This window comes from Lyngbya aestuarii BL J (genome assembly GCF_000478195.2).
Taxonomy (GTDB): Bacteria; Cyanobacteriota; Cyanobacteriia; order Cyanobacteriales; family Microcoleaceae; genus Capilliphycus; species Capilliphycus aestuarii.
Window position 1 is genome coordinate 63692 of record NZ_AUZM01000012.1, and the last position, 11981, is coordinate 75672.

The 11981-nt window shown below is 39.3% G+C and carries 9 protein-coding genes; 1 reads left to right on the forward strand and 8 read right to left on the reverse strand.

All coding sequences use genetic code 11. From position 1 onward, the window contains the following. Nucleotides 1-205: 205 nt before the first annotated feature. Together M595_RS07560 and M595_RS07565 are read right to left on the reverse strand one after the other, a co-directional pair. On the reverse strand, nucleotides 206-1507 hold the full coding sequence (locus M595_RS07560; RefSeq protein WP_023065554.1) for a pentapeptide repeat-containing protein: 1302 nt from the start codon (nucleotides 1505-1507) through the stop codon (nucleotides 206-208). A gap of 128 nt (nucleotides 1508-1635) precedes the next feature. Continuing rightward, entirely contained in the window at nucleotides 1636-2334 is a 699-nt protein-coding gene (locus tag M595_RS07565; protein ID WP_023065574.1) for a hypothetical protein, read from the reverse strand. 753 nt (nucleotides 2335-3087) lie between these two features. Here M595_RS07565 and M595_RS07570 point away from each other — a divergent pair. Further along, nucleotides 3088-4500, forward strand: a complete 1413-nt coding sequence (locus M595_RS07570) for a sensor histidine kinase (RefSeq protein WP_040483748.1) — start codon at nucleotides 3088-3090, stop codon at nucleotides 4498-4500. Between the two features lie 3 nt (nucleotides 4501-4503). On the opposite strand, the gene M595_RS07575 is transcribed toward M595_RS07570, so the two are convergent. The 6 genes from M595_RS07575 to M595_RS07600 all read right to left on the reverse strand — a co-directional run bounded on the left by M595_RS07575 (nucleotide 4504) and on the right by M595_RS07600 (nucleotide 11926). Next, nucleotides 4504-5391, reverse strand: a complete 888-nt coding sequence (locus M595_RS07575) for a glycosyltransferase (RefSeq protein WP_023065500.1) — start codon at nucleotides 5389-5391, stop codon at nucleotides 4504-4506. Then, complete coding sequence (locus M595_RS07580) at nucleotides 5388-6461, reverse strand: glucose-1-phosphate thymidylyltransferase (RefSeq protein ID WP_023065529.1); 1074 nt, start codon at nucleotides 6459-6461, stop codon at nucleotides 5388-5390. Before M595_RS07580 ends, M595_RS07575 begins: the two co-directional genes overlap by 4 nt. Before the next feature lie 141 nt (nucleotides 6462-6602). Continuing rightward, entirely contained in the window at nucleotides 6603-7484 is an 882-nt protein-coding gene (gene rfbD, locus M595_RS07585; protein WP_023065493.1) for a dTDP-4-dehydrorhamnose reductase, read from the reverse strand. Further along, on the reverse strand, nucleotides 7481-8029 hold the full coding sequence (gene rfbC, locus M595_RS07590; RefSeq protein WP_009783380.1) for a dTDP-4-dehydrorhamnose 3,5-epimerase: 549 nt from the start codon (nucleotides 8027-8029) through the stop codon (nucleotides 7481-7483). The genes rfbD and rfbC overlap by 4 nt, the downstream gene beginning before the upstream one ends. 99 nt (nucleotides 8030-8128) lie before the next feature. Beyond that, entirely contained in the window at nucleotides 8129-9898 is a 1770-nt protein-coding gene (locus tag M595_RS07595; protein ID WP_023065526.1) for a membrane protein, read from the reverse strand. A gap of 72 nt (nucleotides 9899-9970) precedes the next feature. Then, nucleotides 9971-11926 carry a beta-barrel domain-containing protein gene (locus tag M595_RS07600; protein WP_040483749.1) on the reverse strand — a complete coding sequence of 652 codons (1956 nt, stop codon included), beginning with the start codon at nucleotides 11924-11926 and terminating at the stop codon, nucleotides 9971-9973. Nucleotides 11927-11981 lie beyond the last annotated feature (55 nt).

Consider the following 11981-nt stretch of genomic DNA (forward strand, 5'->3'; position numbering starts at 1 on the left):
AAGTGTCAATTCTGGAGTTAAAAAACTGTGGCTCTAATTGTTCAGTTGATCGTTAAAAACATTAGACAACTGATCGAGATGATCACGGTCTGAACAAGTTCATTATTATTACATTTTGCGAATCACTTCAATTCAGTCGATACAATTCAATACAATTTTGTAAATAAGTATGAACATTGATTGACAACAGACCCCTCAGATTCCTCTAATCTGAATAGATTTTTCCATTGGGTAAAATCGCCCCTGTTAGATCCACATCTCGTAAATTCGTCCCTTTCAGACTCGCCCCTTTCAGGTTCGCCCCCCGCAAATTCGCCCCTTGTAGATACGCATTTCTAAGATTAGCTTTAGTGAGGTTTGCGCCTCGCAGATCAGCACCTTGTAGGTTTGCTTCCGTCAGGTTAGCATCTTTGAGATAGGCTCCAATCAGGTTCGCCTGTTCTAATTTTGCGCCTTCGAGGTTCGCATCTTCTAGGTTAGCATCTTCTAGAATAACGCCTTCGAGGATCGCATCGGTTAAGTTTGCATCCTCTAAATTTGCGCCTTTGAGTTGGGCAAATCCCAATTTTGCTTTTTCTAAAATGGCATTATTGAGGTTAGCGTTTTCAAGTTTAGCAACCCAGAGTTTTGCTTCGGTGAGATCTGCACTTTCTAGGTTGGCTTGACTCAGTTGTGCATCGCCGAGACTCGCTTTTTGGAGGTTCGCAAAGCCGAGATCAGCGCGAGTCATTTGAGTTTTAGCAAGATTGGCGCCTTTGAGAGAAGCTTGATGGAAGTTGGCGTTTTCTAAATTTGCACCAAGCAGAATTGCGCCTTCGAGGTTGGCTTGGATCAGTTTTGCTGCTCTGAGATTCGCCCCTTCGAGTTTAGCGCCTCGTAGATCCGCTTGTTGTAAATTCGCATCTACTAAATAGGCTTCTCTAAAATTCGCTTGCCAGAGATTCGCATTGCTGAGATCGGTATTGGCGAGTCTAGCCCGAACGAAGTTAGCATAACCCAAGTTTGCCCCTTTGAGCATGGCATAACCGAGATCAGCCCCTTCAAGTTTAACTCCCCGCAGATCCGCTTTTTCCAGGTAAGCATCGGAGAGATCGGCGTTGGAGAGGTTGGCTTTCCACAGGTAGGCTTCGCGGAGGTTGGCGTCTCGGAAGTTTGCACCACTGAGATCACATTCGGGACATTGACGAGAGTCTAGGGTTTGCTGTTGTAAGCGCTGTTTTTTCTCTTTTTCTGAGGGGGGTTGTTGACGCGATTCTGTGGCTTGAAGGCGATCGCTGAGTCGATGGTTTTCTACTAAGATACTAATAGCAATCAGGGTGCTGAGTACGGCTAGACTCGCCAGCACGGTGATTCCGACTAATGTTGTTGTTTTTTGTCTCTCGCTAGGAACCGTTGACGGAGACTTGCTCAGGGGAGATGTTATGTTAGGACGAGCTAGGGATTGAAATGCTTTCGCAACGAGAGTCGTCTTCTGTTCTATGGGATGTTTTGAGTGGGGTTCTACCATGTTTGTTTTTGAGTAGATCGCGATTCGCAACTGATCGTGCGCTCAGACGGTGTAACCCGATGCCACTTTTACCAGTAAATCACCGTCTTCATTAGACTATCAGGATCAGAGACATCCATCAAGAACAGTTATTGATCATTTGTTAGGTGATTTTTGACGGCTTGATCGATCATTTCTTGGGCTAAGGGGTGATAACCATTATGATTTAACCAGGCTAGGGGTGATTCTTTGACTTGATAGCTAACGGCGACACCTGTTGTGACGAGTCGAGAAAAATGTTCACAGTTCCAGCCTAAAAATCCATAGTCCCAGTCTTTAAAAAGTTCATAGGCAATTAGACATCGATCTAAGACTTGTTGACGGTTTAAAAGTTTAACTGTTGAAAGGATTTCAGCATTTTGGGGAATGGAAAAAACGGCAAAGCCGTCACCTCCAAAGTTGAAACAATGAGTGTCAGAAATGGTGATATGGAAATGGTTTGCAACATCTCGCTGAGAGATTAATAATCCTGCATTTTGACTATTATAGTCAACTTTTTCTTTGAATAAACGCACGATTTCATCAACAACTGGAGTTTTGTTTTTTTGAAAAATTGAACTTAAATCAGGTTTGTCTGAATCGAGAAAGGGTTGAATTCCTAGTTCTTTAACTGAATATTTTTTGTCGAGTTTAAACCCAGTCGGAAGTGAGGATATATTATATTGACTCGCCTCAATGTTCTTCAGCCAAAACTCTGAACAAAAGAGCGGGGGAATGTCAAAGAGTGCGATCATTAACTTTTGAGATTTCTTGTCTCTAAAAAATTTAACTTCGTGAACATAACCCATAGTACAATCCTCTCATTATTTGGATTAATTTTATGGGATTAATTTAGCATAATTCTAATCAAAGATCTATCTCATCCGATTTATGATTTGGGACTTTTGATTAAGATCTGCTACAGTTTCGGGTGTGATTAATAGTTGGTAAAAATCGAAAATCTCAGTAATTCTACGGATGCGATCGCCAAGTTTGGCTACAGGGGTGATCGGGGAGATCTTCTCAACGCCTAAGCGGGTTTAAAATTGAGTCAAATTACTCTCTCTGTGAAACTCAGAGGAAAGTCACATCTGTGAAAATATAATCTATTCTTAACCTAACTTGGGTGGTCAATTGGTTACACTAAAAAGGATAACTGCATCAAGTTCTGTTGAAAAGGCAGCTTAATCAGTTAAAATCCTAGACGCAGATCAACATATTGCTACAGTCACCTCTCTAGGGGATTGTTTTTAGATTTTCAAAGTCATTTATCCTTTTGATCTAAAAATGAATCAAGTTTATTGGTTGGTACTCACAATTTTTTTGACTCACTCAGAGACATTTCAGGGAATGATTGACAGCAATAAACTGCGTTAAATTTGATTGTTCGGGGTGTATATTAATCGATAAGATTGGTTGTTTGTAGTGCATAAAAATATAGTTTGCAATCAATTATTGAGTTGTATCGTAGTATTGTTTTTATAGAATTGTTTTTATAAAAAAATTATCTGGGTTATACGATCAGCTTGTTAACCAATTACTCAAGAAGACTTCAGTTTATTATGGTTATGACATCCGAATCTTTATTCTCTAGTTCTTCGGTTTTTTTAACTCAAGAGATCCATTTAGAATCAACTCTCCAAGACTTACCGCTTTATAGCTTTACAGTCGATATTGAACAACCTGGAGTTGCTCTGACTCGTATTTTTGAAACTCATCCTTTTATTCCTGGTATTATTCTAACAGATCAAGGAAAGTTTGTGGGAATCATTTCTCACCGTCGATTTTTAAAAATGCTGAGTCGTCCCTATGGACGAGAACTATTTTTAAATCGTTCTATTCGATTACTGCAACGTTTTGTTTCTGATAAACTGTTGTTATTATCAGGAAATACTCCGATTTTAGAAGCGGCGAAAAAAGCCGTACAAAGAGATACAGAAATGCTCTATGAACCGATAGTAGTTCGTCTCTTTCCTGAAGAATATCAAGTTCTTGATACGCAACAGTTATTACTCGCTCAATCTTATCTTCATCAACTTGCAACTCAGTTACTCCATGAAAAAACTCAAGCCCAACTTATTCAAACTGAAAAGTTAGTTTTACTGGGTCAAATGGTGGCTGGACTGGCTCACGAATTAAGAAATCCTCTCAATTGTATTTCGGGGAATTCTAAGTTTATCCAAGAGAGTTATGAAACAATATCAATGGTTTTAGCCGCTTATGAACAAAAATTTCCAGATTCAGGAAATGACATCAAACACTTAAAAGAAAACCTAGATTTAGAGTTTGTTAAACAAGACTTTCCCGACTTATTAAAAAGTATACAAGTGTCGTCTGAACGGATGAATCAGCTTGTCAGCAGTCTGAGAAGTTTCTCGTATATGGATGATTCTTGCAAACAAGAAACCGATATTCACGACTGTTTAGATAGTACGTTGTTGATTTTAAAAAGTCGTCTAAAAATGGGAATTGAAGTCGTTAAAGATTATGATAATTTACCTTTGTTTCCCTGTTATCCCGGACAATTAAGCCAAGTTTTTATGAACTTAATTGCAAATAGCATTGATGCTTTAGAAGAACAGATGAAAAAGGATTGGAACTACTCACCTACAATCTGTATTCAGACTAAAATAAAACTGTTATCTGATTCTGATTTCAATTCCTATCATCATTCTTTATCCAATCATGAGTTTAGTTTAGAAAGGAGTGATTTAGATGAGACTAAAGACTACCTTTATATTAAAATTTCCGATAATGGGTTAGGAATTCCAGACGAAATCCAAGCGAAAATTTTTGATAACTTCTTCACAACAAAACCTATTGGAAAAGGAACGGGACTAGGATTAGCAATTAGTCATCAGATTATTGTTGAAAAACATGGGGGTCAATTAATTTTAAATTCTACCCTTGGAGAAGGAACTGAATTTGAGATTTTGTTACCGATGGAATCTCAAGACTTAAGCGACTCTGAGTAAATTTTAATTGCTTTTTGTTTGTTTAGAAATGATTTTTATAAGGTGCAATCTTTGACAATAAAGCCAAACTCCTCTAAGTTTATAATGGGAAACTTGGGAAGAAATCACTAAGGATACTAGAGAAACAAGAGTAATTCTCAACAAACGATATCCCAAAACCCAAAAGTTGCTATGCTTTTCTAAACTCAGAAGATAACTGTAAATACTGTGTTGAACTTTTAAGGGTTGATTTTGGTTGGTAATAGATGAAGGTTGATGAGTCACCCGAATTTGCGAAGACATGACAACAGGATGTCCTTGTTTTCCATATCGCATACAAAAGTCAAAATCTTCGTAATATAAAAAATAATCGGAGTCAAATTGAGGACATTCAGAAAACAGTTTGAGGTTAATTAATAAACTACATCCTGTTACCCATTTCATCGGAATATAAGCTGAGTTCACAACAGGAGTTTCTGGGATAGCATCCAAAGCAATAATTTGTCCTGTTGTCGGGTTAAACTCTCCTCCCCCAAACCAAACTTTTCCCGTCGGTTCCTCAACAACGGTTCCTAAAATAGAAATATCAGGATAGCGTTGAAAAAACTCAATAACTTGTTTCAGACTCTCTTTTTGTAAATAAGCATCTGGATTAATTAACCAAACAATTCCTTGATGATTTTGTTGATAAACCCAATTTAATCCCAAATTACAAGCTTGACCAAAACCAATATTTTCAGGAGAATCTAAAATAATAATTGACTCATTTTCACAAGCATAAATCGAGCTATCATCCGGTGAATTGTTCACAATGATAACTCGATAGTTGATGTCAGATTGAACTGAAATTGAGTTAATTAACTGCTCAATGAATGAAGTTGAGTAATAATTAACCGTTATCCAGTAAATCACGTGAGTTCAATTTGACTGTCATCCCCAATCATAAACCGCATGGCTTTCGGACGTTGAGGGCTAGTTGTTAATAACGCCCGTCGTCCCACCAATGTATCAACAATTCGAGGATGAATATTGATAATTTTCGACCCTTGTAAAATGACGCTATGCTCTAATTCTGCCTCAATAATTGTGACCTCATCGGCGACACTACTATAAGGGCCAACAAAGCAGTTTTCTAAGTGACAATTTTCGCCAATCACAACAGGGCCACGCACGCTACAATTAATTAATTTTGTTCCTGAACCAATTTGTACCCGTCCGATAATTTGACTCTTGTCATCGGTTTCTCCTTTGTTTAAAGGTTTGATACATTCATCAAGAATAATCTGATTTGCACTCAGGAGATCATCTTTTTTCCCGGTATCTAGCCACCACCCATCTAAACTACAAGCTTCGACTTTTTTCTCCGTCTCAATGAGTTTTTGAATGGCATCTGTAATTTCCAACTCTCCTCGGGCAGAAGGTTGAATACTCGCAATGGCACTATGAATGCTTTTATCAAAAAAGTAAACCCCAACCAAAGCCAAGTTTGAAGGAGGAATTTTGGGCTTTTCAACTAATTTTAAAACTCGTCCTTGTTCATCAACAACTGCCACCCCAAATGCCGTCGGATTTTCAACACTTCGCAGTAAAATCAGCGCATCTAATTGTTTAGATTTAAACTGTTCTACAAAAGGACTCAATTGATTTTGAATCAGGTTATCTCCCAAATACATAATAAAAGGAGAATCCCCTAAAAAGAATTGAGAAATTTTAACCGCATGAGCCAAACCTGCGGGTTGATCTTGTAAAATATAGGTAATATTCGCACCGAAGCGCTCACCATTTCCTGTTACCGCTTTTACTTCTTCTCCCGTTTCGGGACTGATGACAATTCCAATATCCGTAATTCCTGCGGCAACAATTCCTTCAATTCCATACCACAAAATCGGCTTATTTGCCACTGGAACAAGCTGTTTTGCTCCCGTATAAGTCAACGGACGTAAGCGAGTTCCTTTACCACCAGAAAGAATGAGTGCTTTCATAAAAAAAATCTCTGAAGATTGGTCAAGTCTTTAATATTTGCACGGGAAATGTTGAGAAGGTGCAGAATTTGGGGTAGGTTTATAATGGGTTTTAACCGTTTCTCGACCGACCTCAAACACCTCAAATCCAACCTAACCTGATTAACCCTTCTTTGCCAACTTTGAAAGCATTTTTCTCAAGCTTTGTCGCCAATGAGGAGGATAGCTTCCTAGTATTGCCGATATTTTTTGGGTATTCAAAACCGAATAAGCTGGACGACGAGCCGGAGTTGGATATTCAGCCGTAGAAATCGGAACAACCCGTTGAATTTTCAAGGGAAAACCGAGTTGTTTGGCTTCTTCAAATATAGCGATCGCCAAATCATACCAACTGGTAACACCACTATTGGTATAGTGATAAATTCCAGCAATTTCTGGATTAATCTGCTGACTCAATTGAACGATTGCTTCCGCCAAATCCCCTGTCCAAGTTGGGCTTCCAACCTGATCACAAACGACTCGTAATTCTTCTCGTTCGGCGCCGAGTCGGAGCATGGTTTTAACAAAATTACCTTTCCCTCCGACACCGTAAACCCAAGCAGTTCTCACAATTGCAGCATTAGCTTGAGTTGACAAAATAGCCTGTTCTCCGGCTAATTTCGACTGACCATAAACCCCCAACGGTTGAGTCGGATCAGTTTCTAAATAGGGATGACTTTGGCTTCCGTCGAACACATAATCCGTCGAAACATGAATCAACGTCGCCCCAATTTCTTGGGCTTGTTTCGCCAAAATACCAGGAGCAATACCATTAATTGCCTGTGCGAGATCTTGTTCAGTTTCGGCTTTATCGACTGCTGTATACGCTGCGGCGTTAACGATCAGATCAGGTTTAACCTCGGCAACCATTTTAGCGATTGCTTCTGGGTTCGCCAAATCTAAGCTGTCCCGTCCGACACTTTTGATCTCTCCCAAAGGGGCGAGAACCTGTTGTAATTCCTGACCTAATTGGCCGTCTTTACCGATGAGTAAAATATGTCTCATTGAAAAACGTCCGCAGTTTTCAAGGTTTTACCGTCTTGATCTTTAGCTGACAGAACTGGAGTGATTCCATCTACAGGCCATTCTATGCCTAAATCTGGGTCATTCCACAAAATTGAACGTTCGTGTTGTGGGGCGTAATAGTCTGTCGTTTTATACAGAACTTCCGCTACTTCTGAGAGGACTAAAAATCCATGAGCAAATTTAGGCGGAACCCAGAATTGTCGTTTGTTTTCCGCCGAGATGATACATCCAACCCATTGTCCAAAGGTGGGAGAACTTTTGCGGATATCGACAGCAACATCAAAGATTTCACCTGCTACAACCCGTAAGAGTTTGCCCTGGACTTGCTCGGTTTGATAATGCAAGCCTCGTAAGACACCTTGACGGGATCGTGAGTGGTTATCTTGAACAAATTCTGTTGTTACACCTGTCTGGTCTGCGAAACTTTTTTGATTGAAACTTTCAAAGAAAAATCCTCGTTCGTCTCCGAATACTTTCGGTTCTAGGATTAAAACTTCCGGAATTTTTGTGGGAATTACATTCATGCCTCATCCAAGCAGCGATTCGCCAAGATCATCTTAACAAAGAATTTTGACTTTTCTAAAAATTTGACTGAATCTTTAATTTTTTCACAATTAATGGACTTATTGGGTTGCAATGCTAATCTTTACTTGACTCTGCAATCGAACAAATTGCTGGTGTTGGGGATCATAAACCCAAGCTTTAATCTCTGTTTCCCCGACGGGTAAGGACTCCGCAGATAATATCACCTCCCAACGGGCTAAACGATAGCGGTTAGAATTGAGATATTCGGCAATATCGGGACTTTCTCGCATCACATCAGCATTTGCAAAGAATAAATTTTGTTTACCGTGAGATAAAAAAACTAAACGGGGTTGTTGTTTTTGCTCGGGTAATATTGCCCATCCTCTGAGGTTAATTATATCATTTGTGTTGATTTTTAGAGGGGTTTCTGGGGTTGTCGGATGATCGATATAGCCGTAAACTTGATTCGGTTGAGCAACAAAGGGTATATTTTCAGCAAAGTTTCTCATCTCGATTTTCTCTAATGATTCTACTCCCTCTCGAATCCACCAGGTTGATTTACTCATCGGAAGTAAACATCTATTGGGTGAGGTTTTAAAAAATTCCGAATCTTCGATATAGGAAAATAACTTTAAGCAGGTTTGACTACTGGTTTTATACGGGAATTCTAATTGAGCCTGAGTGATTGCGGCGTGAGAACTCACGGAGGTTAAACTCAAGAGAATACCTGCACAAAAACTATAGATTAAAATGCTATTATTCCGGTTAACTTTCCAGAAGGTTTGAGGATTAGTAATTAAAACTCTACACAGTTGAATCAGAGAAATAATTAATAGTATAGTATGAGTTGTATATCGAGTTGCGGTTAGGGGATAGTTTCCGCCCCATTCGACTCGTCCCCATGTCATTAACAAAGAAGTGAGTAAAGAAAACAAGCCGATAGATAGCCAGGGTGTCAATTGAGTTAAGGGTTCTGGAGATTTTAAATAACCCGTTTTTAAATAATAGATAGATATTCCGAGAAATAAAGATAAAAGGATTGCTCCGATTATACTTGATATGATTGGTAATTTTACTAAGGGAGCGGCTAAGAGATTCAGAAAAAAAGAAATTGCGGTTAATAGATATTCAGCTAAGGATAGATTGATAATTCGGGGTTCTTGTTGATAACCGATTGCATAAATAGCCGCAGAAAGTACAAATCCAGTTAACCAAATCAAGAGTTGCTTTGTTTTAGAGATTTTTGTATTTTGTTGTGATAATATTAAGGGAATAACCGCCAACCAAGTGATTAATCCTTGAGCGGAAGAAAAACTAGCAACAATACAACAAATTGCAGCTAAAATAAGTTTAGTTTTTGAGTGTAAAAAGTTTAAATATAAAATTAGACAAGCCAGAATTAAACAGAAATTAATTAAAAAAATAGGGAGTTGAAATCCCCAAAGCCATTCTTGATTTAAACTAAAAATTAAGTAACCCGTTAACAGATTGGCTAAATGAAATAAGTTGCGATATCGGGGAGATGAAGTCAAAGAAGCTAGAGAATAAAGCGCAATAAATGTACAAACGGCTAACCCCAGACTGAAGAACATTTCGAGTTTAATATTCCAGTCTGACAGGAATGCTAACCCGATAAAAATAAGACGAGGAAAAAGAATGCGATGATTATTATGAAGTTCAAATAAATCACTAAAATCTAATTGATTTGTAGCGACTTTTTCCAACAGCTTTGGTAACACCCATTGATCATAAACGGGAATATTCACCCCAAACTGAGTAATAAACCCAATCACAATAACGAGGGGTAAAAGATAGAAAGCCAGAAGAATAAGAGACGTTTTAGAAAAACTTAAAGATTGTTTGAACATCCATTGGGAAATAGGGAGTTGGCAGTCGGGAAAAAACTATTATTGCCTTCTGCCTTCTGCCTCTTAATTAAATTATCTCACATTGGTAACACTGTTAAACTGTCCAGTTAGGCGGCTGAACAACATTTGTAAAACCGTTCGTTTACCAATATTAATCTTAGAATTTACCGCCATACCTGCTTGTAGATCCACTTTGATCTCTTCATCTTCACTTAAAACAAAGTGTTCTCGTTCTAACTGAATCTTCGCTTTAAACGAAAAATATTGACGTAATTCATCGGGTGGAATAGCTTCTTGGCTAATCCATTTTAACTCACCCGGAACCGTACCAAACTCTCCGGCTGGAAACGCATCAATATTTACTTCCACCGGAATACAATCGCGATCACCCAAACCTAATTGTTGACGGGCTTCTTCCGATACCGGACAGACACAATCTTTCTCGGGTGTACATTCAATCACCTCTCCAGCGACTTCTTGATCATTGTAAGGAGCAAGCTTTTCTCGCTTATTTCGTAACGCATTTAATACCAAAGCCACATCAGTATTTTGAACATAAGCAACCGCTTCTAAACCGCCATCATCATCTAAAATTTGCAGTAAAGTTTCCGTTTGTTGGGCTTCATAATAGGCTTCTTCACACCGCTTGATCTGAGGATCTTCTGAATTAAGAACGGAAGTAGTAATGTACTGACAAATCTCATCTTGATTGACATCTAATTCCGATTCATCTTTGGTCGAAGGAGCAAGTTCATAAACAATTCCCCCAGAAGGCGCTCGTAACACTTGAGTATTTCGCTCTTGTTCGACTTTTTCAAGTTGAGCATTAATTTCAGACAATCGCTTTGTATTTTCAAGTTTATATCGACCCAGTTGAGCATCTGTACTGGCAATTGCCTTTTTATTTTCTTCAATCCGAGTATAGAGTTCTCTGGCCCAAGCATCTTTTGTATTTTGCAATTGTTCTGTGGTTCGAGAAATTGCCACCTGAAGCCGTTCCTGTTCAACCCTTTGATTTTGAATTTCCGCTTCAATCCGGGCAATTTCACCCTGACGAGCATTCACCTCTCCTCTACGGGTATTAATTTCGCCTTGACGCTGGTTAATTTCGCCGAGACGGGTTTCGATTTGATCTTGTTGTCGGAGGACTTCATTTTCCCCTCTGAGAACTTCTTGCTGTTGACGATCTTGTTGAAGTTCAGCGATCGCCCCTTCTTCGACTAACGGATCAAGTCTACCGAGAATTCGTTCATTAGACCCTAAAACTTCTTTAGATTTTTCGAGTTGTCCTTTGGCGAGTTCGAGTTGTTCTCGGGCAGAATTTAATTGTTCTTGGGAATAAGCGAGTTGATTGCGTGCATAATCTAACTGGGATTGAGCCACCCTTAATTGATCACGCGCCGCGGCTTCTGCATCTTCAGCTTGATTGAGTTGTTTTTCTAACTCTTGAATTTGCAATTGTACCGTATTAATTCGAGAGACATATTCCGCCCGATAGTTCGACACCAAACCACTGAGACTCGGATTATAACTCCCGATTCCTCCTCGACCATTGTAAAGTTCGTCAAGCAGGGATTGCAGGGCTTGATTTTCCCCAATACGGGCTTCTCGCTCTGTAATTAAAGTATCCAATTCAGCCGAAAGTGGTCCACTCCCTTGACCCCTGACAACCCCTTCATAGAATTGATTTTCTCGTTCTAAAGTTTCTCGAACTTGTTCTAAGGATTTCAGGTCTGCACTAGGGTTTGTCGGGCTAAAAGTGAGGAGAGGTTGATTTTTAACAACGCGATCGCCATTTTCAACGTGTAATCTAACCACGGCGCCGGTTGTGGGGGCCTGAATCTCTCGCGCCCCGTCGGAAAACTCAAGTTCTCCAACCGCAGGAACCGTTTGTTCAATCCGGGCGAAATAGGCCCAGACAATCGCTGAAGTTGAAACGAGCATGATTACCCATAAAAACATATGGGACCAAAAGGCAGGTTTCTCTAAAATGACGGGTTGATCGGAAAGTGATATAGAAGATTTCATTGTGATCTTGTTTTTTTAATGGTCTTTTGTTTGCTTTATTGACTCAACAACTCAT